Here is a 23,764-nt window from a genome sequence, read left to right as displayed (position 1 = left end):
ACGAGCCGGTCGTAGATCCCCACCGCCAGCACCGTGGGGAGCGTAGCGATCAGGTCGGACATCCCGTCCTCCCCCGGCACCACCCGCACGCACCGAGTTTGGCGGCCGCGGTGGTGCCGCTCGGTTAGGGTCGTGGGCTGCAGCGACTCCGCCAACGCCAGAAGACGGGTCTTCAACCGTCCGGGGCTGAGCCCGTCGGCGGTGGCGACGGCGAGGACATCGAATTCGTGGCGACGATCCTGCGGCAGGGAGATGCCGGCATCCATGATCACCTGCACGTGCAGGCGGGACAGAACCCCCGCTTCCCATGCGTCGAGCGTGACTGGGAAATCGTCGGCGAGGGTCATCGCCCGCCCGATTTGCGCCTGCACGCTCCGATCGGACAGGTGCGAGGCGGCCGCGATCTCGGACGCCACCTCCCGTACCGCCATCTCCGCCGCCCGTGACGACGCCCGCACACCGGCGGAAGAGTCCAGGGCGAGGTGTCCCGCGCGAGCCAACGCCCGCACCCGCCGCGCTTCGGCGGAGGCCAATTCGGCATCCACTCCACGAACCTCGATCAGCACCGACGACAGGGTAGAAGCCCCGTCATCGGGTGGTGTCGAACGCGGATCAAAGGTCATGTATGCATGCTAGCGAGGGGGTCCGACATCGGACTCGCCCCACCCGCCCGAATGGGGACAGATCCAACGCACCGCCCCATGAGGAGGAGGAGTGCCGCCGACTGCAGCCTCAGGCAAAGCGCCACCTACCTGCGGTTTCCGCAGCCGTAGGCGCCGCGGGTGAAGTTTCTGTGGTGCACAGTTGCGGTCACGCCCGGGTGCGGCCTCCGAGTTCGCGCGACCACGCGACCTCGCGGCTCAGCTGCCCGGTCCGCTGGAACAGCCGCACCTTCTGCGTGTCCGCCAGCGCTGCGGCAAGCTCGTCGCGATCGGCCGGCTCGAAACCAAGGCTCTGCCAGAACGGGCCTGACCAACGGCGGAAGGGGATTCGGGGGATGCCGGGCTCATGGCCCTCCGCGCGCCGAATCTCCTCCGCCCGCCCGGCGCAGCGGCATCCACCCGTCTGCCCCGCCCTCGCAAGTACCTCAGCCCTCCCACGACCCCCCGGCACCCAGCCCGCCACCAGCCCGCCCCGAACACGCCGCCGCCCCGTGGCATCCACACGACACCACGGGGCGGGAGAGCGCGTACCGGTTACAGCGTCCGGGCGAAGGGGTCGAAGCCCTCGTCGAGCAGCGGCACGGGCGCCACGGTGCTGCCGATCCGCAAGGTCTCGCCGGAGGCCGCGGATTCCTCGGCCGACAGCATGACGTCGAGCACGTGGAAGCCGAGCTCGCCCGTCGCGATGTGCGGGCGGTCGGCGGCGATCGAGCGGGCCATGTCGAGCACGCCCAGGCCACGGCCCACGACGACGCCCTCGTTCGGGATCTCGATCCACTCCTGTTCGGTCTTCATGCCGTCGCGGAAGACGCCGAGCGGCTTCACGTAGGCGATGCGCCCCTCGAAGCGGTTCGGGTCGGCCAGCACGATGGTGCCCTCGGACCCGTGGATCTCGACGACGCCGTGGCGTTCGAGCGCGGAGTCGAAGCTCAGCAGGTGCGTGCCGTGCTGCCCCGCGGCGAACGACGTGAGCACCTGCACGGTCGAGGGCACCTCGACCGGGAACGTCTCGCCGGCGCGGGGGCCGGTGTGGATCGTGCGCTCGAGACGCGGACGCGAACCGCGCGCGGTCACGGCCGCGATCGGCCCGAGCAGGCTCACGAGCGCCGAGAAGTAGTACGGCCCCATGTCGAGCAGGGGTCCGGCGCCGCGGGCGAAGAGGAACGCGGGATCCGGATGCCAGAGGTCGGGGCCCTGCGTCTGGAACGAGGACTGCACGAACAGCGGCTCGCCGATCACGCCGCCCTGAATCGCGCGCTTGGCCGTCTGGAAGGCGGGTCCGAGCAGGGTGTCGGGCGCCGAGCCGATGCGCACGCCCGCGGCATCCGCCTGCGCGAGGAGGGCGCGCGTCGCGTCGCGGTCGAGACCGATCGGCTTCTCGGTCCACACGTGCTTACCCGCGGCCACGGCGGCCGACGACACCGCGACGTGCACCTGCGGGATCGTGAGGTTCACGACCAGGTCGACGTCGGGGTTCGCCAGCACGTCGTCGGGCGTGCCGGCAACAGCGACGCCGTGCTCGTCGGCCTTCGCGCGGGCGCGGTCGGGCAGCAGGTCGCCGACGGCGATGACGTTGACGTCGGGGAATGACGTGAGGTTCTCGAGGTACGTCTGGCTGATGACGCCGGCGCCGATGACGCCGACTCCGAGCGGCCGGGTCATGCGACGAACCCGCCGTCCTTGAGGAACGCCAGGCTCGCGGCGACGTCCGCGAACACGTCGCCGGGGGCGCGGTCGTACTCGATCACGGCGTAGCGGATGCCGCTGCCCGCGCGCAGAGCCTCGGCGAGCGGGACGTCGGCGGTGCCGGCGTGACGCTGGTCGAGGGTCGCGGACGACATCTCGCCCGCGCCTGGAGCCCAGGGGTTGGAGGCCGGAACGACGCCGTCCTTCACGTGCACGGCGGTGAGGCGGTCGCCGAGCTTCGCGACGAGCGCGGGAACGTCCTGGCCGCCGGTGAGCGCCCAGAACAGGTCGAGCTCGAGCTGCACGCGCTCGTCGGTGAGCGACACGAACCGGTCGTAGGCGGTCTGACCGGCGAAGTCGGCCACGAACTCCTGCGCGTGGTTGTGGTAGCCCACGGTCAGGCCGAAGGTCGCGGCGACGTCGGCGGCGCGGTTCAGACGCTCGGCGATGTCGGCGACGCCGTCTTCCGTGAGCCAGCGGTCGGGCGAGACGAACGGGTCGATCACGGTCTGCATGCCGATCGTCGCGGCCGCCTCGAACACCACCTCGGGCGCGGGCGTGGGGATCGAGCCGTCGGGGGTCCACAGCTCATCGCTGAGCAGCGGGGCGTGGCCGGTGGGGGAGGACAGGCCACTGGCATCCAGGGCCGCCCGGATCTCGGCGGGACGGTCGACGAACGCGAACGCCTCGACGTTGCGGAGGCCGAGGGCGGCGAGCTTGTCGAGCGAGCCCGACATATCGGCCGAGAACTCGGATGCCAGCGTGTACAGCTGCACCGAGGCTTCGGGGAGGGCGGCGGGAGTGGTCATGGAGTCCTTCTGAACGTCGTCGTCGGAGGGGCCGTGCGGCCGTGCCGCCACTCTAACCTCCATGTGGAGGTTACGCTAGCCCCAACGGATGCGAGAAGGTGGGCGGATGAGCGAGGACGCGACGATCGGCCGCGCGGGGCAGCGGCGCCGCGGCGTCGAACGGCGGCAGGAGATCCTCGACCGCGCGATCGAGGTGTTCCGTCGCCGCGGTGCGGACGGCACGTCCTTACGCCGGATCGCCGAGTCGATCGGCGTCTCGCACGCCGCGCTCCTGCACTACTTCGACTCGCGCGAACAGCTCCTCGTGGCGGTGTACGACCACGCCGCCGCGAAGCAGGCCGAGGTCGAGGCCGCCCATCCCGCGGAGCCCGGCGTCGAGGGGATGATCGGCGCGGCGACCGCAAACGTGGAGGTCCCCGGCTTCGTGCAGCTCTACTCCACGCTCGTCGCCGCCGCGCTCGAGGCCGACAGCGGCGTCGGCAAGGACTACTTCACGTCGCGCTTCGAGCGCCTGCGCGCCGAGTTGGGCGAGACGTTCCGCGCGCAGCAGGCCGAGGGGCGCATCCGCGACGACGTGCCCGCCGATCATCTCGCGGCGCTGCTCATCGCGGCGTCCGACGGTCTGCAGATCCAGTGGCTGCTCGACGAGTCGGTCGGCCTCAGCGACACCCTCCGCACGTTCGGGATGCTGCTGCAGCCTCCGCGCGGCAGCTGAGGGCCGCGCCGGCACAGCCGGCGCTGCGGCAGGTGCTGGCATCCGTGTCCCATTTTTTGTGGGTGTGGGGTGGCGCAGGGATGGCGAAGCCCGTGCCGCGTGCCCGATCAGACCGGGGCGGCGTTCTCGATCAGGTTCAGCTGCGTCCCATCGGGGTCGATGAGGAATCCCGCGCGCTGTCCCCACGGCTGCCGACGAACGGGGTGGAGTCGGGGGTGGCCGGACGTCGTCTCGACGACTCCCGCCGAGGCGATCCGCCCGTACAGCTCATCGACATCATCGACGCGGAGACTGCACAGGAAGGAGCTCTCCTCGGGGACGAGTTCGGGGAAGGGGAAGAACTCCAGCTGCAGCTCTCCTCGCCGGAGGATCAGCCACGCCTCGTCGTGATGAGCGACCTCGAACCCGAAGGCCCCGTAGAAGGCGATCGTCGCGTCGAAGTCGCGGGACGGCAGATTCGGAACCGCGTGATCGGACATGTCCGAATCGTAGCCCCGCGGAACTCCGTCGACTCGGGTCGCCCGTCCGGTCGATGCGGGGGTCGGGAAGGACAAGCGCCGCCTGAACCGGGGGGTCGATGCCACATCCTCTCGGTGCGCGTCAACCCCTGGCCGCTCTCAGGATTCTCTTGATCACGGAACGGTAACGTTCCCGGGTCCGCGTGGCGCTCGTGTCGCCGACGTGAGCGTTCCGGGAGGCGATGATCATCAGCAGCACGACCACCGCTCCCCGGATCGACGCCTCTCCCGTGGCCTCCCCGCCCCCGAGGGCGGCCCGCCACCTGCCCTCGCTCACGGGGCTCCGCTGGGCGACGGCGATGCTCATCTTCGGCCACCACATCATGGCCGTGCAGTACATCGGCGGGCAGGCCGGCACCGTGTGGGGCTTCCTGTTCGAGGCCGGGAAGACCGGCGTGACGCTGTTCTTCATCCTGTCGGGGTTCGTCCTGGCGTGGGGATACAAGCCCGCGCAGAGCGCCCGATCGTTCTGGCTCCATCGCGCCGCGCGCATCTACCCGCTGCACGTCGCCGGTGTCGGCCTCGCGCTCGTCGCGGCGGCCACGCTCGTGCCCGAGATCCGCTCCGACGGCGCCGCGCCGGTGGCGGCGAACCTGCTGCTCCTCAATGGCTGGATCCCCGACTGGTGGCAGGCCGGCAACCCCGCGAGCTGGTCGCTTGTGTGCGAGGCGTTCTTCTACCTGACCTTCCCCCTCGTGATCCGCCTCGTCGCCGGCCGCTCGGCGCGCGTACTCTGGGCGGTCGCCGCGGCCGCGCTCGTGCTCGTCGCCCTGGCCCCCGCGATCGCGACGGCCTCGCCCGTGCCGATGTCGGCGGCATCCACCCCTCTCCTTCGCCTGCCCGAGTTCGTGCTCGGCGTCGTGCTCGCGCTGCTGATGAAGCAGACCGCGTGGCGTCCCGCGCCGTTGCGGTTCGCCGTGCCCCTCGCGGTGCTCGGGTACGCGCTGTCCGAAGCGCCGACGCTGCCCGGCACGGAGATCCACCCGGGCCTTGCGATCACGGTCGGGGGCTTCGCGCTGCTGGTCGCGTCGCTCGCCTCGGCGGACGCGCACCGTTCGTCGACGTTCCTCGCCCAGCCCCTGTGGCAGGAGCTCGGCCGGCTGTCATTCGCGTTCTACCTCGTGCACCTGCTCGTCATCGCCTCGGTGTCCTCGGCGTGGCCGGACGGGCATCCGGAGCTGCACTGGCCCCGCGCGCTCGCGCTCGCAGCGCTCGCCTTCGCGATCTCGCTCGGGCTCGCGTGGCTGCTGCACCGCGGCGTCGAGGTCCGCCTGCAGCGCGTGCTGCTGCGGTTCGACCCCGACCGCCGAGGCGTGACGGCGCGCTGAGCGCGGCGCGTGTTTTTCGCGATGCCGCAGATCCGTCCTGTGCCGGTGGAATCGCCTGTCGCGGGAACAGGGGTGGTGGGTGCGCGGGGTCGCGGCTAGAGTCGCGTGATGGCAATCGGGGGACTGCACGCGATCATCCTTCTTCTGGTCTGGGCCGTGGGCCTCGCGGTCGCGATGGGGGCGATCTACCTCGCGGTGCGGCTGGCCGTGACGCACGCGCTGAAGTCGCACACGCGCTGGGTCGACAACGGCAAACCCGCCCGGTGAGGACGCTCGCCACCGGCGTTTGACCGAAGCGTCCCGCGTTCAGCCACGGTGGGGCGATCCGCGGGGACGATTCCCCTCACGGGACGTCTGACCCCGGAGGAGAAGATCGCCCCCCTTCGCCGACGATTGTCCCCAAACGTGGACAAACGTCCCTAAATGCGGACAAACGTGTCAAAATTGAGACATGAACCTGTCCGAGCCTCTCGAGGGCATCATGCCTCCGGTGGAGGCGGCGGTGCTCCGGGTTCTCAATCGGACGGATGCCGGGATGTCCGGCCGGCAGGTGCACGCGGTCGCGGGAGTCGGGTCGACCTCTGGCGTGCACCGGGCCCTCACGCGTCTCGCGCGGACGGGTCTCGTGCGTGTCGAATCGCGGCCCCCGGCGCTCATCTATCGCCCGAATCGTGCGCACGTCCTCTGGACGGCGGTCGAGCGTGGGCTGAACGCTCGCAATGACGCGATCGACAAGATTCGTCTGTTCTTCGTCGACGAGATACCCGAGGAGGTCCCGGCCGACTCGCGCGTCACCGCGACCCTCTACGGCTCGGTCGCGCGACGGACGTCGACCTCCGAGTCAGACGTCGACGTGCTCGTGGTCTTCCCCGACCGGTTCGACGTCGACGCGCGCGCGGAGCTGCTCCTCGCACTCGCCGAGCGGATCGAGGAGCTCACTGGCAACGCCGCGCAGATCAACGCCATGGATCGCAGCGAGTTCCTCGCGGGGACGGCCGACGGCGACGTGTTCCTCGCGAACGTGCTCCGTGACGGCGTCCCTCTCTTCGGGCCACAGCCCGACACGTGGGGAGCGGCATGAGCCCTCGGATGAGCTCGCGCCGACACCCGATGGATGCCACGGCGGTCGGCATCCGGATGAAGGACGCCCACACGCGTCTCGACTCGGCGGAGCTGCAACTCGCCGGAAACAGCCCGCACGAGTGGAAGCACGCGGCGGAGGTCGCGGTCAGCGCGGGGATCGCGGCGAGCGACGCGATCTGCGGGCACGTCCTCGGCTACAAGATCGCCGCGGACTCCCATCGCGACGCCGTGACGGCACTCCGGGAGGCTTCCGCGTCGGCGGTCGCCAAGCACCTGGAAGTCCTCGTCGCGGCGAAATCCACGCAGTCCTACGGAGATCGGCTCCCGACCCACTCTGATGCGGAACGGTTGGTCCTGCACGCGCGGCGCCTGTTCGAGGCGGCGACGACCATCCTGCGTTCCTGACGAGCGCCCGGGCCGTGCGGCCTCCCAGCCGCGCCTCGGTACACTCTTCCGTGCCCGAAACACTCCCGACACCCGATCGCGAGGCCGGCCGCGTGGCATCCATCGATCCCCACGAGCTCGAGATCGCGCTGCGCGTGCTCGACGCCGCGTCTGCCCTCGACCCCGAAGATCCGGCCTACATCGCGCTCCGCCGCCAGACCGGGAAGCTGTACAAGGACGTCAAGCGGCAATCCCGCAGAGAGAAGCGGCAGCGTATCGCCGACGCCGACAAGGCCGTGGTCGCGGCCACCGCGACCGGTGCCGCCGACCGCATCGACGACGAGACGCGCGGCATCCCCCTCGCGACCCGCGTCGAGACGCCGTACGCCGGCGAGCTGCTCAAGGCCCGCAACTGCTACATCTGCAAAGAGCTGTACACGCTGGTCGACGCGTTCTACCACCAGCTGTGCCCCGACTGCGCGGCGATGAGCCACGCCAAGCGCGACGCGCGCGCCGACCTCACCGGCAAGCGCGCGCTGCTCACCGGCGGCCGCGCGAAGATCGGCATGTACATCGCGCTGCGGCTGCTCCGCGACGGCGCGCACACCACGATCACGACCCGCTTCCCGCGCGACGCGGTGCGGCGGTTCTCGTCGCTCCCCGACAGCGCGGACTGGCTGCACCGCCTCAAGATCGTCGGCATCGACCTGCGCGACCCCGCCCAGGTCATCGGACTCGCCGAGTCGGTGGCATCCGACGGTCCGCTCGACATTCTGATCAACAATGCCGCGCAGACCGTGAGGCGCTCGCCGGGTGCGTACAAACCCCTGGTGGATGCCGAACTCGCACCGCTCCCCGACGGACCGCTGCCCGAGCTGGTCACCTTCGGCCACACCAACGACGCCCACCCGCTCGCCCTGGCCCAGTCGGTGTCGGCGCACCCGATCCTGGCGTCGGCCGCGCGGACGGCCGAGGAGCTCACCGCCGAGGCGATGGCCGCGGGGTCGTCGTCGCTCGAGCGCCTCATGACGGGGACCGCGATCGACGCCGGCGGGCTGATCCCCGACGAGGACCGCATCAACAGCTGGACGCAGCACGTCGACCAGGTCGAGCCCCTCGAGATGCTCGAGGTGCAGCTGGCCAACATGACCGCGCCGTTCCTGCTCGTGAGCCGGCTGCGTCCCGCGATGGCGGCGTCGACGGCGCGGCGGAAGTACATCGTCAACGTCTCGGCGATGGAGGGCGTCTTCGGGCGCGGATACAAGGGTCCCGGTCACCCGCACACGAACATGGCCAAGGCCGCGCTGAACATGCTCACGCGCACGAGCGCCCGCGAGATGTTCGAGTCCGACGGCATCCTGATGACCGCCGTCGACACCGGCTGGATCACCGACGAGCGCCCGCATTTCACCAAGGTGCGCCTCGCCGAGGAGGGCTTCCACGCCCCGCTCGACCTCGTCGACGGCGCCGCCCGCGTGTACGACCCGATCGTGCGCGGCGAGGCCGGCGAAGACCTCTTCGGCATCTTCCTGAAGGACTACCGCAAGAGCTCGTGGTGATCTGACGCGGCGCGGGGCGCCGGGTCACGCCGGTAGGAAGTACTCCCGCGCGAGCGGGGCGATCTCCAGACCGGATGCCGTGGCGGCGGTGACCCAGCGGAGCTCGGCGATCTCGGCATCCGGGATCGGCCGCTGGTCGCCGATGTCGACGCGGAACACGTCGGCGACCACCGCGAAGCCGGGTTCGTTGGCCGCGGTCGCGGTGAAGGAACCGAGCGGCTCGAGGGCATCGGGGTCGACGCGTAGCCCGACCTCCTCGGCGAGCTCGCGCGCGAGGGTCTCGGCCGGGGTCTCGCCCGGTTCCGGTTTGCCGCCGGGCTGCATGAACGCGGTGGTCCCGGCCTTGCGGACGAGCAGGAGCCGCCCGTCGTCGTCGGTGATGACCGCGGCCGAGACGTGGATGAGGCGCGGGGTCGTGGCATCCGGGATCACCCCCGCACGGTAGCACCGGTGCGTTTCCCGCCCGTGTCGTGCCGCCCCCCACCGTTCGCTGTCCAGGACACGCGGATGCCGCGCGGCGCGATCCGCGTGTCGTGGACACTCGAGCCGGGCGCGGGCTCCGCCGGAGCGGTGGGCCTACCGGGGCCGCGCGGTGCCGTCGTCCTCCGGCACCCCGTACGAGGCGATCACCCGCTCGAGGTACCGCGTGATCACGGCCTGCTCCTCGTCGTCGAAGTCATCGAGCACGGAATCCACGCCCGCGATCATCGGTGCGAGACGGCTCATCGCGCGCTGCACGGACGCCTCGGTCGGTACGACGAGGAGGCTCCGGCGGTCGGTGGGGTGGGGCGCCCGGGTGACATGCCCGAGGGCGACGAGGCGATCGATGGCGGCGGTCGTCGCCGCGGTCGTGAGGTCGAGGCGCCGAGACAGCTCCCCGGGGGACAGGGGTCCCGACATCACCAGGTGCCCCATGGCATCGAGGCCGGTGGGGTTCACGGAGAGTTCGTGCTGCAGCGACTTCTCGAACTCGGCACCGGCTGCGAAGAGCGCGCGCACCAGCGCCGTCGCCGGTCGCACGGGTGGGACGGCGGGGCCGGCGGGGGGAGTGGAAGAATCCGTCGCTTCCATGAGTGGCATCCTACGTGCGGTTTGCAGTACCTTTCTCGTATCTCGATTTTCGAGATACTTCATATTCGAGCGAAAGACGGCGATGAACGGCTTCCTGCGCTTCCTCACCTCGGCCCGCACATCGTGGATCGTGCTCGTCGTCGCGTTCGCCGGCGTCGCCGCTCTCTTCGTCCTCGGGTCGGGGGCGTCGTCCGAAACGGCTCCCGGTTCCGGGCTGCCCGACTCGGCCGAGTCCGTGCAGGTCGACCGGATCCTCGACACGTTCCCGGATGCCGACACGACCTCCGCCCTCCTCGTGTACGCCTCCGACGACGGCGAGGCGCTGCCCGCCGACACCGTCGCCGCCATCCAGCAGAAGGCCTTCGGCGACCTCGTCGACCTGACCCCCGACGGCTTCATCCCTCCGCCGCAGGTGTCGGAGGACGGCACCGTCGCACTCCTCGTCCTGCCCCTCACCCCCGAGGAAGACGTCGAGGCCCAGAGCGAGCGCGCCGCGGAGATCCGCACCCTCGCGGCCGACGGCCTCGACGGCGTCCGCACGTACCTCACCGGGCCCGAGGGATTCGAGGTCGACATCGCGGCCGTCTTCGACGGTGCCGACTTCTCGCTGCTGCTCACGACGGTCATCGTCGTCGCCGTGCTCCTGCTCATCACCTACCGCAGTCCCTGGCTGTGGCTCGTCCCCCTCGTCGTGATCGGCACGGCCGACGCGTCCGCCGGCATCGTGGCCCGTCGCGTCGCCGCGCTCGCCGGAGTGGAATTGGATGCCTCGGTCACCGGCATCCTGTCCGTGCTCGTCTTCGGTGCGGGAACGAACTACGCCCTCCTCCTGATCGCGCGCTACCGCGACGAGCTGCGCCTCGCCGAGGACCGGCGAGAAGCCATGCGGCGCGCGGTGCGGGGCGCCGGACCGGCCATCATCGCCAGCGGCTCGACCGTCGCCCTGGCGCTGGCGACCCTTCTGTTCGGCGAGCTGTCGGGCAACCGGGCACTCGGACTCGCGTGCGCGGTGGGTGTCGTCGTCGCCATGGCCTTCGCCCTGCTGGTGCTGCCGGCGGCCCTCGTGCTCTTCGGTCGGTGGCTCTTCTGGCCCTACATCCCGCGGTTCGGTTCCCCCGACGCGATCGCTCGCAGCCCGTGGGGAAAGCTCGGTCGTGCCGTCTCGCACCGCCCCGTCGTCGTCGCGATCGCGGGTGCCGTCGCCCTCGGCGCCCTCGCGAGCGGGATGTTCTTCGTGCAGACCGGCCTGTCGCAGAACGACCGATTCCTGCAGACGCCCGACGCGGTGAAGGGGCAAGAGGTGCTCGCCGAGGCGTTCTCCGCGGGGGCGACGTCACCCGCGACCGTCATGGCGCCCGTGGCCGACGCCGCTGAGGTTGCGGAGGCGATCGAGAACATCGACGGGGTGGACTCCGCCCGCGTCGTCGAGGAGACGACCGACTGGACCCGCATCGACGTGACCTTGAACGCCTCCGCCGAGACCCCCGAGGCCTTCGCCGCGATCGAACGCCTGCGGGCCGACGTGGACGACATCGGTTCGGGTCAGACGCTCGTCGGCGGTCTCGACGCTCGCGCCCTCGACGTCGCCGGCGCGCAGGAACGCGATCAGGCCCTGATCATCCCGCTGATCCTCGTGCTCGTGTTCATCGTGCTCGTGATCTTGCTGCGGGCCCTGCTCGCCCCCGTGCTACTGCTCATCGCGGTCGTCGCGAGCTTCTTCTCGGCCGTGGGTGCCGCATGGTGGCTGTTCCAGACGCCCCTGTTCGGCTTCCCGGCGATCGACACGAACGTCCTGCTGTTCAGCTTCCTGTTCCTGGTGGCCCTGGGGGTCGACTACAGCATCTTCCTCGTGACGCGCGCGCAGGAGGAGACCCGCACGCTCGGCACGACCAAGGGCATGATCCGCGCGCTCGCCGCCACCGGCGCGGTCATCACGAGCGCCGGCATCCTGCTCGCGGCGGTGTTCGCCGTCCTGGGCGTGCTTCCGCTCATCACGCTCACCCAGATCGGCGTCATCGTCTGCATCGGTGTGCTGATCGACACGCTGCTCGTGCGTACGGTCATCGTGCCGGCGATGGCGTTCATCGCAGGGGACAAGTTCTGGTGGCCGCGTCGCCCCGCGGTGACGGATGCCGAGGCCGCCGCCGAGCCCGAGATCCCGCCGGCGCCCGCTCAGCGCCGAAAGCGCGAGCCGGTCTCGTAAGACCTCCGGGCCGGGGGACGCCCCCAGATACCTCCCGGCCCGGAGCCCTGCGTCACTGGAAGGCGATGAGACCCGCCCGAGCTGCCGCGACGATGATCTGCACTCGGTCTCGCACCCCCCACTTGGTCATGATGCGTCCGAGATAGGCCTTCACCGAGCCCTCGGAGACGAGCAGCTCGGCCGCGATCTCGGCGTTGGACATGCCTCGCGCGAGGCACCGCAGGACGTCGCTCTCCCGATCGGTCAGCGGCTCGAGGGAACGAGCAGCACGCGGCGCTCGATGGTCGCGCTCGCGGACATGCTCGATCAGCATGCTGGCGATCCGCGGGGAGAGCGAGGTCGTGCCCTCGTGCACGCGGCGTACTCCCTCGACGATCTCGCCCGCGGGAGAGTCTTTCAGGAGGTACCCCGATGCGCCCGCGTGCAGCATCGGGAGGACGGTGTCGACCGTGTCGAAGGTCGTCACGGCGAGGACGCGCACGTCCGGCCAGCGCTCCGCGATCTGAGCCGTCGCATCGATTCCGTCCATCCGCGGCATTCGGACGTCCATCACCACCACGTCCGGCCTGTGACGTCCGACCTGGTCGAGGGCGTCTCGCCCGTCCTCCGCCTCGGCCACGACGACGGTGTCCGGCTCGCGACCGAGGAAGTGCGACAGGGCTGCCCGTACCAGCGGGTCGTCGTCGACGAGCAGCACCCGGATCTCGGCCATGCCGGGAGCCTACCCAGCGAACGGCCTGGACTTTCGGCCAACGACGTGGCCGATCGTCCACTGTCCACGGGCATCACCGTCGGCAGCATCGATGTGGGGCACGAAGAGGAACAGGAGGCGATCGTATGGTGATGCCGTTCGGGATCTGGGATTCCCTCTGCCGCTTGCTCGGCCTCTGTTCCTGACGCGTGCCCCCGGGTTTCGGGTGCCACGGGGGCACGCGCGTCACAATGGGACAGTGACGACAGGTCGGGAATCACGCGTCCTGTGGACGCGTCCGCGGTGGCCGGCGGCCTCGGCCCTGACGCCCGTGGAGCGCATCGCCTTCGTCGTCCTGCTCCTGGCCGGCCTCGCGCTGGGCGTCGTTTCCATGGTCACTGCCGCCGACGGCGCCGAGGCCGGGGCCCTGTTCGAACTCGTCGTGACAGCTCTCTTCGCCCTGTACCTGTGGTCGGTCGTCGCCGGTACCGCCTCGCTCGGCGCAGCGCTCGTGCTGTCGTTTCCGGCGGGACTGCCTCAACAGACCCTTCTCGCGTTCGCCATCGCCGCCCTCTGCGTCGTGCGTCTGGGCGGGTGGGCGCTGGTCGTCGGGTACGCCGCCGCCTTTGTCGTGGCCGCCGTCGCGGTCGCGAACGAAGCCTCGTCCGGCGTGGCGATGGTGGTCGGATTCGTCGTCGTCGCGGTGGTGCTGGGTGGTATCGGTCTGCTGCTCCGTCTTGCTCAAGCTCGGGGTGAGCACCTCGATGCGCAACTCCTCCACTCCCGGGAACGGGAGCGCGAGGCTGCCGCCCTCGAACGCCGCCGCCTCGCCGGTGATCTGCACGACGGGATCGCACACGACCTGACGGTCATCGCCCTGCACGCGCAGCTCCTCGACGACGAGGACGACGCCGTGCGTCGAACGGCACAGACGACGATCGGCGTCACGGCGCGCAACGCGCTCGGTGACCTGCGGTATCTCATCGAGATCGCCGCGGACGACACACTGCCCACGCCCGGCTTCTCGCCCGATCCCGCCGCTGCCGTTCGTGAGGCTGCCGAGACCCTTGCCGCCGCCGGCTACCGCGTCGACGTCGACGCCGCGCTGCTGCCTCGTGCACCTCGCCGCGTCGGCGTCGTCTTCGCGCGAATACTCCGTGAGTGCGTGACGAACGTGTTGAAGCACTCGGGGGTCGGAACAGTGGCGCTGACGGTTCGCGCCGATGACGATCGTGCGGAGTTGATCGTGCGCAACGTCCTCCCCGACGTTCGTCGCGAGGACCTGCCCTCGACCGGGACGGGAGTCGGCCGCATGGCCGGTCTCGTCCGGGAAGTCGGCGGGGAGCTGGATGCCGGACAGGTCGGCGATCAGTGGGTGGTCCGCGCGCGGGTCCCCCTCTCCTGACTCTCCCTACCGTCCGGCGAACCTTGGTCGCACGTCGAGGCGACCTGGCCGGACGGGCATGCCGACGGTTGCCACCCCGGGCCTAGCGTCGGCGTGCGGGCGGAACCGCTCGCCTGGACGAAGACGCAGGGAGACGGAATGAAGAAGAAGAGAATCGCGGCCTGGGTCGCGACAGCGGCCCTCGTGTTGACGGCGGTCATCGCGCCGCCCGCCGCGACAGCTTCGGCCCCGGAAGAGCTCACCGACGAGCAAATCGTCCTGGGCCTCGTGTTCGGTGTAGGAGACTTCGCGGATCGCATCGGGACCACCGCCGATGTCCGGCCGGTCGGCGAGCAGGATGCCGCCGAGGCTGCCGCGGAGTACGAGCGATCAGCCCAGGCGGTCACGGGTGAGCTCATCGCCACTTCGCCGGAACTCGGGACGGCGTTGGATCAGATCCGGGCGGGCGATCCGACGCTGACGGAGGAAGCGTTCGCCACGATCGGCGATGTCCTCGACGAGTACGCCGCTGCGCAGGTGGCGGCAACCGATGTCGCCGCCGCCGATCCCGACCAGGTGCAGGCGCTTTCGCCGTGCGGTGTCGCGGTCGTCTGCTGGGCCTACGCGGCCGCGGCCGTCCACAACACCGTGGTGGTGACGGGTGCCGCGGCGGTCGTTGTCGCTGCGGCGCTGTGGTGCGGAGCATGGGCCTGGTGCGGCAACAGCGTCGCACCGACCTCGGAGAAGTCGCAGTTGATGCGCGAGCAGTTCGCCGTCGATGTGACGCGCGCCGTCGCCGCGAACTGAGGGAACCGGATCGCATGACGCACACGACGCAGGGCCGAGAGCAGGCCGACCGGACGGGCGTGGCCCATCTTCTCGGCGTCACCGCCCTGGTGTCGGTCCTGCTCGTGGGCTGCGCCCTCGCGTGGCTGCCCGTCGGCGAACTGCTGCCCACCACCGTTCAGTCGCAGGTCCGCGCAGCGCAGGCCATTGCGCCGCAGGGATGGGCGTTCTTCACCAAGTCGCCCCGCGGCCCTGTTCCGACGGCGTACCGCTGGGACGGTGACGAGTGGGTCTCGGCAGATCGCGGACCGAATGCGCAGCTGCGGTGGGCATTCGGTCTGAACCGGGAGTCCCGCCTGACGGAGTTCGATATGCAGACAGCGCTCGCCGAGGTCGACGAGTCCTGGTGGCGCGACTGCCCCGGCCGCCATGACGATGCGGAATGCCTGTCGGACACAGCTCCTCGCCCCGTCGCATCCGTCGGGCACGATCTCCGGCTGTGCGGCGAGGTCGGTCTCGTGCGGCGGGAACCGGTGCCGTGGGCATACCGCGAGTACGTCGAACGGACGGCCGGGCAGTCCCTCCGTCTCACCGTCGACTGCGAGGAGATTCCGTGAACATCTCGACCTACGCCGCCCGCACCCGCGGCGCGATCGATCTCGCCCTGCGGGGTCCCTGGCGGTCGATCCCCGATGCCCTTCGACGCGCGGACCGCGATATTCGTGAGGTGAGCCCGTTTACGCCCGTGCTCGGCGCCGCCCGCTCGCTCCTTGCGCTGGCGACTCTCCTCACGATCCTCTTCACCCCGAACGGTCAGCTGTTCTTCCGGAGCGTGACCTACCCCGACGGGGTCACGTGCGACCGGGTGCTCTCCGCGATCTCGCTCTTCTGCGTCTGGAGGGGGGACGCCGCCGGGGTGGCCGTCGCGGTCGCGGTGGTTCTGCTGGCCGCCGTGATCAGCGGCTACCTGCCGGCGGTGACGGCTGTGCCCCACTGGTGGGTCGCGTGGAGCTTCAACATGTCGAGTCCCATCCCCGACGGGGGCGATCAGGTGTCTGCGGTGCTGACGCTCCTCCTCGTGCCGATTCTGTTGATGGATCGTCGCCGACACCACTGGCAGCTCGATCGCGGGTATCCGTCGCGTCGACCGGTGGCCAAGGTCATCGCCTATACGGCGCTGGCGCTGTGCGCGGTCCAGGTCTGCGTCATCTACTTCCACGCCGCCGTGGGGAAGTTCGCGGTGGAGGAGTGGGCAAACGGAACGGTCCTCTGGTACTGGTTCCAGGACCCCACATTCGCTCCCGCCGAACCGCTGCGCACGCTGATGCTCGGAGTCGTCGGATCGGCCGCCGGCGGCGCCGTCCTGGCGTACGGATCGCTTCTGACCGAGCTCCTTCTGGCTTTCGCCCTCGTCGCGGGTCCGCGCTATCGTGCGGTCATGCTCGTCGCGGGCGCGCTCTTCCACCTGGGCATCGCGGTGTGCTTCGGACTGTGGTCGTTCTCAACGACGATGCTCGCGGCACTTCTGCTGTATCTCGTGAGACCGTCGCGTCCGACGGCAGCCGAGATCGTCGTTCCCGCGGACGAGGCTCTGTCGTCGTTCGACGAACGTCGCCCCGTCCCCTCCCCGTGAAAGGACTCCCGTGCGAACTCTGGCTCGTCGCCCCTTCACCGCTCCGCTCCGAGCGATCCTCTTCGTCGGCCCGGCCATCATCCTCCTCGTCGGCGTGCTCAACGTCGACACAGCGGCGGGTGCGATCGTCGCGCTCCTCGCCGTGGTGCTCCTCGTCGTGATCACGTTCTTCTCCGGGGTCCTTCTGCGCGCGGGTGAGAGGGGGGTCTCCTTCTCTCTCGTCCCGTTCTGGGGACGGCGCCTGCGGTGGGAGAACCTCGCGCGCGTGGATGTCGAGGAGGTCCGCCCCTTCGAGGACTTCGGCGGCTGGGGGATCAAGGGAAGCCAGCGTCGGCACGGAATCCTGCTCAGCGCCGGCGAGACGCGGACCGTGCGGTTCACCACGACCGACGGACGGCGGTACCTCCTCGGTCTCGGCGACGAGACGGAGGCCGCCGTCCGGGCGTTGCAGCAGGCGGCGCCCGTCGGTACGGGCGTCATCTTCGCCGGATGAGCTGAGCTGCTCCGATATCTCGACGTCGGCGCACACGGAGGGCGCCCAGCCGCCGGGGAATAGACTGGATGCCATCGACACCGTCTCACCGGGACCCTCCGTGACCACTCCTTCTTCTGTGCGCTCCTTCGATGTGCGCCACGTCCAGTTGGCGCGCGCGCTCTTCGCCGCCCTGGCCGCCGTGATGGTCACGTTCTCGTCGGACCACTCGGCAGCGGTCGGTGGCAGCGTCTTCAGCGGGTTCGCGCTCTCGACCGCCCTCGTCTTCGCGCTCTCGGCCTGGCTCGTGTACCCGCGCGGGCAGCGGGCGGTGCCGATCCTGCTGGCGGTCGTCACCGGAATCGCCGGTCTGGCCGCCGGCGTCGGCACGTGGCGGACGACGACGTTCTTCTTCGTCCTCATCATCGTGTGGGCCGTGATCTCGGGGGCGATCGAGATCCTGGGCGCCGTGCGCGACCGTCGCGCGGGCCGGCCGGAGGCCCGCGACGGCCTCGTCGTCGGAGTCCTCACGCTGATCCTCGCGGCGGCGTTCCTCTTCACCCCCATGGATTTCTCGTACGACTACGCCATCGAGGGCGCGGGCACGTTCACGCTCACCGGGATCATCATCGCCGTCGGCATCTTCGGCGGCTACGCGGCGATCGTCGCCGTATACCTGGCGATCGCGGGCTTCTCGCCCCGCCGCCCGGAGCCGGTTCCGGCCGTACCCGCCCAGGAGGCCGCATCATGACCGATCACAAGCCCACCCGCCGCGATCTCATGAAGCCCGTCCAGCTGCTCGGGCTCGCCTTCATCGCCGCGCTGTTCGCGGGGGTCGTGACGCTCGTGTCGATGGGGGCGTTCCAGGCCCGTCCCGCCGAGGAGATCCAGCGGGCGATCGTCATCGGGGCGATCGCGGCCGGGGTCACGTTCATCGTGGTGCTCGTCAGCGTCGCGCTGCTGCTTCTCGCGGTCGACCCCGCGCAGGTCTCGAAGCAGGTCGATCGGCCGCTGCTCGTGCCCCGGGAGGACGAGCAGACCGCGGCCTCCGACCCGAAGGACGGCCCCGAGACCCCTCGGACCTGATCTCCGCGGGCGGGCTCAGGCCCGGCGCGGGTCGATCATCGTCATGCCCGCCGGGGCAGCGGTGTCCATGCGCGGGAGCAGGTCCGCGGCCTCACCGAGCCCCACGACGCGCTGCACCAACTCCTGCGGGCGCAACACCCCGCGCGCGATGAGGTCGAGCATCTCGGGGTAGTCCGCGGCCGCCATGCCGTGGCTGCCGAACAGATCGAGCTCCCACGCGATCACGCGTGCCATCGGCATCGGCGTCTGACCGTCCGCGGTGGGCAGCAGCCCCACCTGCACGTGGCGGCCGCGCCGGCGGAGGCTCAGCACGGCGTCGCGCGCGGTCTGCGCGCTGCCCACGGCGTCGATCGACACATGGCTTCCGCCGTCGGTGACAGCGGTGACGGGTGCCGGGACGTCGGTGCCGTCGGCGAGGATCGTGTGCTCCGCGCCGAGACGTCGGGCCACCTCGAGCGCGGCGGGTGTCCGGTCGACGGCGATCACGCGGGCGCCCAGGGCGGCACCGATCATGACGGCGCTCAACCCCACGCCCCCGGCCCCGACGACCGTGACCCACTCGCCGGCACGCACGCGCGCGCGGCCGGTCAGGGTGCGGAAGGCCGTGGCGAAGCGGCAACCGAGGGCCGCCGCCGCCTCGAACGAGACCTCGTCGGGGATGGTGACGAGGTTGGTGTCGGCCGCCCGCACGACGACGCGCTCCGCGAACGAACCCCACTGCGTGAAGCCGGGCTGCTCCTGGCGCGGGCAGACCTGGGCGTTGCCGCTCCGGCACCAGGCGCATTCGCCGCAGCCCATGACGAACGGCACGGTGACGCGTGCGCCGACGGTCCAGTTCTCGACGCCCGGACCGACCTCGACGATCACGCCGGCGAACTCATGCCCCGGGACGTGCGGGAGGGCGATGTCGTCGTGTCCGATCCACGCGTGCCAGTCGCTCTTGCACAGTCCCGTCGCGTGCACCTCGACCACCACACCGCGGTCCGGAGCCGTCGGCGCGGGCACCTCCCGCACCTCGAGGGGAGCGGCCAGGGCGTTCATGATCATCGCGCGCACGGCATCCATTCTCCGGGGTCGAGGCCGGGCCGCGGGGCCGCGCCCTAGACTCGCCCCGACCCGAGGAGGCGACATGGAGCGTTTCGTCATCGACGCGGCCGATGCCCGTCGGATCGCGGTTGGAGATGCCCTGGTCGTCGCCGACGACGGGGCGGGCGAGGTCGTGAGGGTGGCCCGAGCGGTTCCCGGATTCGTCGACCTCCACTGTCACGGCGCCCGGGGGTTCGACTTCGGGACGTGCACCATCGACGAGGCTCGTCGTGCAGCGGAGTTCCACCTCGACCGGGGCGTGACCGGTCTCGTCGCCTCGGTCGCGACGGCACCGCTCGACGAGATGCGCGCCGCGATCGTTCGGCTGCGCGGGCTCGTGGCGGAGGGCGTGCTCGCCGGCATCCATCTCGAGGGACCGTACCTGTCTCCGCGGCGTCGCGGCGTGCACGCGCCCGACCTCCTGCGTCTGCCCGACCGCGGTGAGGTGCGCGCCCTCCTCGACGCGGGGGAGGGCGCGGTGCGGGTCGTCACGCTCGCCCCCGAGCTCCCTGGAGCCAGGGACGTCATCGCCGACATCGTCGACGCCGGTGCGGTCGCGGCTGCGGGCCATACCGACGCGAGCGCGGACGAGATGCGCGCGGCGATCGATGCCGGCGTGCGCCTCGTCACGCATGCCTTCAACGGCATGCGTCCGTTGCATCACCGTGATCCGGGGGCGATCGCGGTCGCCCTCACCGACGAGCGGGTGACCCTGGAACTGATCGTGGACGGGCAGCACGTCGCCGACGAGGTCATCGACCTGGTTCGCAGACTCGCTCCCGGTCGTCTCGCTTTCGTGTCGGATGCCATGTCGGCGACCGGGTGCGTGGATGGGCGGTACGAGGTCGCCGGCTCCGTGGTCGAGGTCGCCGACGGGATCGCCCGGTCCGCGGCGGACGGCGCGCTCGCGGGGAGCACCGAGACGCTCGGCGACGCCGTCGACCGCTTCGCCGCGCTCTTCGCCCCGACGACGGACGAGCTGGCAGCCGTGTCCTCAATCACGGCGTCGCGCCTGCTCGGGCTCCCGATTCCGCTGACGCCGGGCGCGCCCGCCGATGTCGTCGCGTGGACCGACGTCGGCGAGCGCCGCGTCCTCCGCGCGGGGCGGTGGCTGCGTTAGAGCGCGTCGACGACGCGCGACGCCAGGCCCGCGTACGTGGCCGGGGTCAGGGCGAGCAGGCGCTCCTTCGCGGCATCCCCGATGTCGAGCCCGCGGACGAACTCGGCGAGTTCGGGGCCTCCGACACGGCGTCCGCGCGTGAGGTCCTTCAGCAGCGCGTACGGGTCGGTGATCTGCGAACGGCCCGCGGCGATCTCGGCGCGGACGACGGTCTGAATCGCCTCCGCGAGCACCTCCCAGTTGCTGTCGAGATCCGCCAGTAGCACGTCCTCCGCGAGCGAGATCTCGGTGAGGCCGCGCTGGAGGTTGTCGAGCGCGAGCAGCGAGTGGCCGAAGGCGACACCGATGTTGCGCTGCGTCGTCGAGTCGGTGAGGTCGCGCTGCATGCGGCTCGTGACGAGGGTGGATACCAGGGTCGCGAAGAGCCCCCCGGCGATCTCGAGGTTCGCCTCGGCGTTCTCGAACCGGATCGGGTTGATCTTGTGCGGCATCGTCGAGGATCCCGTGGCACCCGCGATCGGGATCTGCGTGAAGTAGCCGAGCGAGATGTACGTCCAGATGTCCGTGGCGAGGTTGTGGAGGATGCCGCCCGCGTGACGCGCGCGGTCGTAAAGCTCGACCTGCCAGTCGTGCGACTCGATCTGCGTCGTGACCGGGTTGAAGCCGAGGCCCAGCGACTCGATGAACGCGCGGGTGAGCTCGGGCCAGTCGACGTCGGGCTCGGCGGCGACGTGCGCCGACCAGGTTCCGGTCGCACCGGAGAACTTCGCGAGGTACTCACCGGCATCCAGCTGCCGGATGACGCGCTCGAGGCGCCACGCGAAGACGCCGATCTCCTTGCCCATCGTGGTGGGAGTGGCGGGCTGGCCGTGGGTGCGGGAGAGCATCGCGGCATCCCGATGCTCGACCGCCAGCTCGGCGAGCGCGGCGGTGACCGCGCGGAGCTTCGGCAGCCACACGCGCTCGACCGCGCGCTGCACTGTGAGGGCGTAGGCCGTGGAGTTGATGTCCTCGCTCGTGCAGGCGAAGTGCGTGAGCTCGGCGAGGGCCGTGAGACCGAGGCTGTCGAGACGGTCGCGCACGAGGTACTCGACGGCCTTCACGTCGTGGCGGGTGACCGCCTCCTTCTCCTTGAGCCAGGCGATCTCGTCGGCGCCGAACTCCTCGTACAGCGCGCGCAGGCGCGCGCGGTCGGCGTCCGAGACGGGGGAGGTGCCGAACAGCGAGCGGTCGGTCAGGGCGAGGAGCCACTCGACCTCGACCTCGACGCGGGCGCGGTTCAGACCCGCCTCCGACAGGTAGTCGCCGAGCTCCGCGACGGTGGCGAAGTAGCGTCCGTCGAGCGGGCTGAGGGGCTGCGGGGGCAGAGCGGACACGGGTCTCCCGGGGGTCGCGCGAAAGGGTCAGCCCGCGGAACGGATGGCGGGCTCGAGCTGCCGGAACAGGGCGCGGCTGGCGCGTTCGATCATACCGAGCACCTCGTCGAACATCGGGGGGCCGGCGTAGTAGGGGTCGGGGACGTCGAGGGTCTCGGCATCCGGAACGAACGACAGCAACAGGGCGATCTTGTCGGCGTCGTCTTCGTGCCGGGCCCAGCCGCGCAGCACGCGCTCATGGCTGCGGTCGAGGGCGACGACGAGGTCGTTGTGCGCGAAGTCCGCGAACGTGAACTGTCGCGCGCGATGTGCGGCGCCGTCGTACCCGAGCCGCTCGAGGGCTGCGAGCGTGCGGTGGTCGGCGCGTTCGCCGACGTGCCAGTCGCCCGTGCCCGCCGAGGTCGACACGACGCGCGAGCCGAGGCCCGCCTGGTCGGCCATGCGCCGGAACACCACGTCGGCCATCGGCGACCGGCAGATGTTGCCGCTGCAGACGAAGACGACGCGGAAGGGCGCGTCGGCACTCGCGGTCATCCCTCCATCATGGCGGGGACGCGCCCTGAGCGCATCAGCGGCGTGAGCGTTCGTCCTTCCGCGGGCGCAGGATGCCGCCGAGGATCGCGTTGATGACGCCGATCACGAGCGCCGCGACCACGGTGAGCCAGAACTCGCCGGTGCGCAGCCCCCAGTCCCAGTTCGCGGTGATCACGGCGGTCAGCCACAGCAGGAAGCCGTTGATGACGAGCGAGATGAGCCCGAGGGTCAGGATGTAGAGCGGGATGGCGACGATCTTGACGATCGTGCCGACGATGGTGTTGACCAGGGCGAAGATGAGCCCGACCAGCAGCAGCGTGAGCGCCACCTGCAGTCCTTCGCCGGGCGCGAAGGGGATGAGCGTCACCTGCAGGGCCGGGAGCAGGGTGACGATCCAGATGGCGAAGGCGTTGACGGCCACGCGGACGACGAAGCGCATGCCCCCATCGTGGCACGAGGGTCCGACACGTGCACGGGCGCGCTCGTTAGGCTCGACCCGTGAGCGAAGAGCCGGTCCTCCCCCGTATCCGTCCCGAGATCGCCGCCCTGCCGGCCTACCGCCAGGGGCGACAGGCGAGCCCGGACGCGTTCAAGCTGTCGAGCAACGAGAACCCGTTCGACCCGCTCCCCGGTGTGCTCGATGCGATTCGCGCGTCGACGGGCGTCAACCGATACCCGGATGCCACGGCCGCGCGGTTGCGCGAGAGACTCGGCGCGCGCTACGGGGTGTCGGCGGACGACATCCATATCGGCGCCGGGAGCGTCTCGCTGCTCGCGCAGCTGCTGCTGGCCGCGGCCGGGCCGGGGGACGAGGTCGTGTACGCGTGGCGCTCGTTCGAGGCGTACCCGTCTCTCGTGGCCGTGACGGGGGCGACCAGCGTGCAGGTGCCGTTGACGGCCGATGCCCGCCACGACCTCCCCGCGATGGCGGCCGCCGTCACCGACCGCACCCGCGTCGTCATCGTGTGCAGCCCGAACAACCCGACGGGTCCGACCGTCGGCTTCGACGACTTCACGGCCTTCGTCGAGGCCGTCCCCGCCGACGTCCTCATCGTCCTCGACGAGGCGTACGCCGAGTTCGTGACCGATCCGAACGCCGTCGAGGGTCACCGTGTCCGCGCCCTGCTCGCGCGGCCGAACGTGGTGATGCTCCGCACGTTCTCGAAGGCCTACGGCCTCGCGGGCCTCCGCGTCGGCTACGCCATCGGTCACACGCGCGTGCTCGACGCCGCCCGCAGCACCGCGATCCCGCTCGCGGTCACGGCGGCGGCGGAAGAGGCGGCGCTGGCGAGCCTGGATGCCGAGAGCGAGCTGCTGCACCGCGTCGCCGTCCTCGCCGCGCGGCGCGACGCCCTGGTGGCCCGCCTGCGCGAGACCGGCTGGGACGTCCCCGACGCGCAGGGCAACTTCGTGTGGCTCCCCGCGGGGGATCGTGCCCTCGAGGTCGCGGCGGCGTTCGAGGAGGCCGGCCTCATCGTGCGCCCCTTCGCGGGCGATGGCATCCGGATCTCGGTGGGGGAGGAGGAGTCCCTCGACCGCATCGTCGAGGTCGCCGCCTCCGTCGCTCCGCGCTGAGCC

At 70.8% G+C, this 23,764-nt stretch carries 27 protein-coding genes; 16 read left to right on the top strand and 11 right to left on the bottom strand.

The features are described from left to right. From D8Y23_RS10320 to D8Y23_RS10305, 3 genes are all read right to left on the bottom strand, one after another. A partial coding sequence (locus D8Y23_RS10320; protein ID WP_128218055.1) for a DUF222 domain-containing protein occupies positions 1 to 623 on the bottom strand: 623 nt, incomplete at its 3' end. Between the two features lie 573 nt (positions 624 to 1,196). Then, positions 1,197 to 2,324 (bottom strand): Gfo/Idh/MocA family protein, encoded by a 1,128-nt coding sequence (locus D8Y23_RS10310; RefSeq protein ID WP_128218054.1) that lies wholly within the window; start codon positions 2,322 to 2,324, stop codon positions 1,197 to 1,199. Further along, the gene (locus tag D8Y23_RS10305; protein WP_128218053.1) at positions 2,321 to 3,157 is read right to left on the bottom strand and encodes a sugar phosphate isomerase/epimerase family protein; all 837 of its coding nucleotides are present in this window, start codon (positions 3,155 to 3,157) and stop codon (positions 2,321 to 2,323) included. Before D8Y23_RS10305 ends, D8Y23_RS10310 begins: the two co-directional genes overlap by 4 nt. A gap of 106 nt (positions 3,158 to 3,263) precedes the next feature. On the opposite strand from D8Y23_RS10305, the gene D8Y23_RS10300 reads away from it, so the two are divergent. Beyond that, positions 3,264 to 3,872 (top strand): TetR/AcrR family transcriptional regulator, encoded by a 609-nt coding sequence (locus tag D8Y23_RS10300; RefSeq protein WP_240663866.1) that lies wholly within the window; start codon positions 3,264 to 3,266, stop codon positions 3,870 to 3,872. 107 nt (positions 3,873 to 3,979) lie between these two features. Here D8Y23_RS10300 and D8Y23_RS10295 read toward each other — a convergent pair whose 3' ends face one another. Next, the gene (locus D8Y23_RS10295) at positions 3,980 to 4,351 is read right to left on the bottom strand and encodes a bleomycin resistance protein (protein ID WP_128218051.1); all 372 of its coding nucleotides are present in this window, start codon (positions 4,349 to 4,351) and stop codon (positions 3,980 to 3,982) included. Positions 4,352 to 4,572: 221 nt separating this feature from the next. Here D8Y23_RS10295 and D8Y23_RS10290 point away from each other — a divergent pair, with 221 nt between their 5' ends. The 5 genes from D8Y23_RS10290 (at position 4,573) to D8Y23_RS10275 (ending at position 8,744) form a co-directional block, all read left to right on the top strand. Then, positions 4,573 to 5,718: an acyltransferase family protein gene (locus D8Y23_RS10290; protein WP_128218050.1), complete on the top strand. Its 1,146-nt coding sequence runs from the start codon at positions 4,573 to 4,575 to the stop codon at positions 5,716 to 5,718. 108 nt (positions 5,719 to 5,826) lie between these two features. Beyond that, on the top strand, positions 5,827 to 5,985 hold the full coding sequence (locus D8Y23_RS16815; protein ID WP_164878207.1) for a hypothetical protein: 159 nt from the start codon (positions 5,827 to 5,829) through the stop codon (positions 5,983 to 5,985). A 184-nt stretch (positions 5,986 to 6,169) separates the two neighbouring features. Beyond that, a complete protein-coding gene (locus D8Y23_RS10285) occupies positions 6,170 to 6,799 on the top strand; it encodes a nucleotidyltransferase domain-containing protein (protein WP_128218049.1) in 630 nt (209 codons plus the stop codon). An 8-nt stretch (positions 6,800 to 6,807) separates the two neighbouring features. After that, on the top strand, positions 6,808 to 7,206 hold the full coding sequence (locus D8Y23_RS10280; protein WP_164878206.1) for a hypothetical protein: 399 nt from the start codon (positions 6,808 to 6,810) through the stop codon (positions 7,204 to 7,206). A gap of 50 nt (positions 7,207 to 7,256) precedes the next feature. After that, positions 7,257 to 8,744, top strand: coding sequence for an SDR family oxidoreductase (locus tag D8Y23_RS10275; RefSeq protein WP_205797003.1), 1,488 nt, complete (start codon positions 7,257 to 7,259; stop codon positions 8,742 to 8,744). A 24-nt stretch (positions 8,745 to 8,768) separates the two neighbouring features. Here the strand turns inward: D8Y23_RS10275 and D8Y23_RS10270 are convergent, their stop codons facing one another. Further along, positions 8,769 to 9,176 (bottom strand): NUDIX hydrolase, encoded by a 408-nt coding sequence (locus D8Y23_RS10270; RefSeq protein ID WP_128218047.1) that lies wholly within the window; start codon positions 9,174 to 9,176, stop codon positions 8,769 to 8,771. Between the two features lie 144 nt (positions 9,177 to 9,320). Beyond that, positions 9,321 to 9,815 (bottom strand): MarR family winged helix-turn-helix transcriptional regulator, encoded by a 495-nt coding sequence (locus D8Y23_RS10265; RefSeq protein WP_128218046.1) that lies wholly within the window; start codon positions 9,813 to 9,815, stop codon positions 9,321 to 9,323. An 82-nt stretch (positions 9,816 to 9,897) separates the two neighbouring features. On the opposite strand from D8Y23_RS10265, the gene D8Y23_RS10260 reads away from it, so the two are divergent. After that, positions 9,898 to 12,018, top strand: a complete 2,121-nt coding sequence (locus D8Y23_RS10260; RefSeq protein WP_128218045.1) for an MMPL family transporter — start codon at positions 9,898 to 9,900, stop codon at positions 12,016 to 12,018. 52 nt (positions 12,019 to 12,070) lie between these two features. Here the strand turns inward: D8Y23_RS10260 and D8Y23_RS10255 are convergent, their stop codons facing one another. Continuing rightward, complete coding sequence (locus tag D8Y23_RS10255; protein ID WP_164878205.1) at positions 12,071 to 12,730, bottom strand: response regulator transcription factor; 660 nt, start codon at positions 12,728 to 12,730, stop codon at positions 12,071 to 12,073. A gap of 238 nt (positions 12,731 to 12,968) precedes the next feature. Between D8Y23_RS10255 and D8Y23_RS10250 the strand changes: the two genes are divergently transcribed. The 7 genes from D8Y23_RS10250 to D8Y23_RS10220 all read left to right on the top strand — a co-directional run bounded on the left by D8Y23_RS10250 (position 12,969) and on the right by D8Y23_RS10220 (position 18,070). After that, entirely contained in the window at positions 12,969 to 14,114 is a 1,146-nt protein-coding gene (locus D8Y23_RS10250) for a sensor histidine kinase (protein WP_128218044.1), read from the top strand. Positions 14,115 to 14,252: 138 nt separating this feature from the next. Continuing rightward, positions 14,253 to 14,900 (top strand): hypothetical protein, encoded by a 648-nt coding sequence (locus D8Y23_RS10245; RefSeq protein WP_128218043.1) that lies wholly within the window; start codon positions 14,253 to 14,255, stop codon positions 14,898 to 14,900. A gap of 14 nt (positions 14,901 to 14,914) precedes the next feature. After that, positions 14,915 to 15,496: an SdpA family antimicrobial peptide system protein gene (locus D8Y23_RS10240; RefSeq protein ID WP_164878204.1), complete on the top strand. Its 582-nt coding sequence runs from the start codon at positions 14,915 to 14,917 to the stop codon at positions 15,494 to 15,496. Next, on the top strand, positions 15,493 to 16,512 hold the full coding sequence (locus D8Y23_RS10235; protein WP_164878203.1) for a sporulation-delaying protein SdpB family protein: 1,020 nt from the start codon (positions 15,493 to 15,495) through the stop codon (positions 16,510 to 16,512). Before D8Y23_RS10240 ends, D8Y23_RS10235 begins: the two co-directional genes overlap by 4 nt. A 10-nt stretch (positions 16,513 to 16,522) precedes the next feature. Next, positions 16,523 to 17,005 (top strand): hypothetical protein, encoded by a 483-nt coding sequence (locus D8Y23_RS10230; RefSeq protein WP_128218040.1) that lies wholly within the window; start codon positions 16,523 to 16,525, stop codon positions 17,003 to 17,005. A gap of 100 nt (positions 17,006 to 17,105) precedes the next feature. Continuing rightward, entirely contained in the window at positions 17,106 to 17,735 is a 630-nt protein-coding gene (locus D8Y23_RS10225; protein ID WP_128218039.1) for an acyl-CoA synthetase, read from the top strand. Continuing rightward, a complete protein-coding gene (locus D8Y23_RS10220) occupies positions 17,732 to 18,070 on the top strand; it encodes an amino acid transporter (RefSeq protein ID WP_128218038.1) in 339 nt (112 codons plus the stop codon). Before D8Y23_RS10225 ends, D8Y23_RS10220 begins: the two co-directional genes overlap by 4 nt. A 15-nt stretch (positions 18,071 to 18,085) precedes the next feature. Here the strand turns inward: D8Y23_RS10220 and D8Y23_RS10215 are convergent, their stop codons facing one another. Then, positions 18,086 to 19,126: a zinc-dependent alcohol dehydrogenase family protein gene (locus tag D8Y23_RS10215; RefSeq protein ID WP_128218037.1), complete on the bottom strand. Its 1,041-nt coding sequence runs from the start codon at positions 19,124 to 19,126 to the stop codon at positions 18,086 to 18,088. Between the two features lie 73 nt (positions 19,127 to 19,199). Here D8Y23_RS10215 and D8Y23_RS10210 point away from each other — a divergent pair, with 73 nt between their 5' ends. Continuing rightward, the gene (locus tag D8Y23_RS10210) at positions 19,200 to 20,276 is read left to right on the top strand and encodes an N-acetylglucosamine-6-phosphate deacetylase (protein WP_164878202.1); all 1,077 of its coding nucleotides are present in this window, start codon (positions 19,200 to 19,202) and stop codon (positions 20,274 to 20,276) included. Here the strand turns inward: D8Y23_RS10210 and purB are convergent. The 3 genes from purB to D8Y23_RS10195 are packed head-to-tail and all read right to left on the bottom strand — an operon-like array spanning position 20,273 to position 22,625. Beyond that, a complete protein-coding gene (purB, locus tag D8Y23_RS10205; RefSeq protein ID WP_128218035.1) occupies positions 20,273 to 21,652 on the bottom strand; it encodes an adenylosuccinate lyase in 1,380 nt (459 codons plus the stop codon). The two genes, D8Y23_RS10210 and purB, sit on opposite strands and share 4 nt — an antisense overlap. Positions 21,653 to 21,679: 27 nt before the next feature. Further along, positions 21,680 to 22,186, bottom strand: a complete 507-nt coding sequence (locus D8Y23_RS10200; protein ID WP_128218034.1) for a low molecular weight protein-tyrosine-phosphatase — start codon at positions 22,184 to 22,186, stop codon at positions 21,680 to 21,682. 34 nt (positions 22,187 to 22,220) lie between these two features. Then, positions 22,221 to 22,625, bottom strand: a complete 405-nt coding sequence (locus D8Y23_RS10195) for a phage holin family protein (RefSeq protein ID WP_128218033.1) — start codon at positions 22,623 to 22,625, stop codon at positions 22,221 to 22,223. Positions 22,626 to 22,684: 59 nt separating this feature from the next. On the opposite strand from D8Y23_RS10195, the gene D8Y23_RS10190 reads away from it, so the two are divergent. After that, on the top strand, positions 22,685 to 23,761 hold the full coding sequence (locus D8Y23_RS10190) for a histidinol-phosphate transaminase (protein ID WP_128218032.1): 1,077 nt from the start codon (positions 22,685 to 22,687) through the stop codon (positions 23,759 to 23,761). The last annotated feature ends 3 nt before the right edge of the window (positions 23,762 to 23,764 follow it).

This window comes from Microbacterium enclense (assembly GCF_004022425.1).
GTDB lineage: Bacteria > Actinomycetota > Actinomycetes > Actinomycetales > Microbacteriaceae > Microbacterium > Microbacterium enclense_A.
This window is presented reverse-complemented; position numbering and strand designations above follow the sequence as displayed.

What these genes read in the sequence shown, in the direction of transcription:
- D8Y23_RS10310 (WP_128218054.1), bottom strand. Translation starts at nt 2,324, where the DNA reads ATGACCCGGCCGCTCGGAGTCGGCGTCATCGGCGCCGGCGTCATCAGC.
- D8Y23_RS10305 (WP_128218053.1), bottom strand. Translation starts at nt 3,157, where the DNA reads ATGACCACTCCCGCCGCCCTCCCCGAAGCCTCGGTGCAGCTGTACACG.
- D8Y23_RS10300 (WP_240663866.1), top strand. Translation starts at nt 3,264, where the DNA reads ATGAGCGAGGACGCGACGATCGGCCGCGCGGGGCAGCGGCGCCGCGGC.
- D8Y23_RS10295 (WP_128218051.1), bottom strand. Translation starts at nt 4,351, where the DNA reads ATGTCCGATCACGCGGTTCCGAATCTGCCGTCCCGCGACTTCGACGCG.
- D8Y23_RS10290 (WP_128218050.1), top strand. Translation starts at nt 4,573, where the DNA reads ATGATCATCAGCAGCACGACCACCGCTCCCCGGATCGACGCCTCTCCC.
- D8Y23_RS16815 (WP_164878207.1), top strand. Translation starts at nt 5,827, where the DNA reads ATGGCAATCGGGGGACTGCACGCGATCATCCTTCTTCTGGTCTGGGCC.
- D8Y23_RS10285 (WP_128218049.1), top strand. Translation starts at nt 6,170, where the DNA reads ATGAACCTGTCCGAGCCTCTCGAGGGCATCATGCCTCCGGTGGAGGCG.
- D8Y23_RS10280 (WP_164878206.1), top strand. Translation starts at nt 6,808, where the DNA reads ATGAGCTCGCGCCGACACCCGATGGATGCCACGGCGGTCGGCATCCGG.
- D8Y23_RS10265 (WP_128218046.1), bottom strand. Translation starts at nt 9,815, where the DNA reads ATGGAAGCGACGGATTCTTCCACTCCCCCCGCCGGCCCCGCCGTCCCA.
- D8Y23_RS10260 (WP_128218045.1), top strand. Translation starts at nt 9,898, where the DNA reads ATGAACGGCTTCCTGCGCTTCCTCACCTCGGCCCGCACATCGTGGATC.
- D8Y23_RS10255 (WP_164878205.1), bottom strand. Translation starts at nt 12,730, where the DNA reads ATGGCCGAGATCCGGGTGCTGCTCGTCGACGACGACCCGCTGGTACGG.
- D8Y23_RS10245 (WP_128218043.1), top strand. Translation starts at nt 14,253, where the DNA reads ATGAAGAAGAAGAGAATCGCGGCCTGGGTCGCGACAGCGGCCCTCGTG.
- D8Y23_RS10240 (WP_164878204.1), top strand. Translation starts at nt 14,915, where the DNA reads ATGACGCACACGACGCAGGGCCGAGAGCAGGCCGACCGGACGGGCGTG.
- D8Y23_RS10220 (WP_128218038.1), top strand. Translation starts at nt 17,732, where the DNA reads ATGACCGATCACAAGCCCACCCGCCGCGATCTCATGAAGCCCGTCCAG.
- D8Y23_RS10210 (WP_164878202.1), top strand. Translation starts at nt 19,200, where the DNA reads ATGGAGCGTTTCGTCATCGACGCGGCCGATGCCCGTCGGATCGCGGTT.
- D8Y23_RS10200 (WP_128218034.1), bottom strand. Translation starts at nt 22,186, where the DNA reads ATGACCGCGAGTGCCGACGCGCCCTTCCGCGTCGTCTTCGTCTGCAGC.
- D8Y23_RS10195 (WP_128218033.1), bottom strand. Translation starts at nt 22,625, where the DNA reads ATGCGCTTCGTCGTCCGCGTGGCCGTCAACGCCTTCGCCATCTGGATC.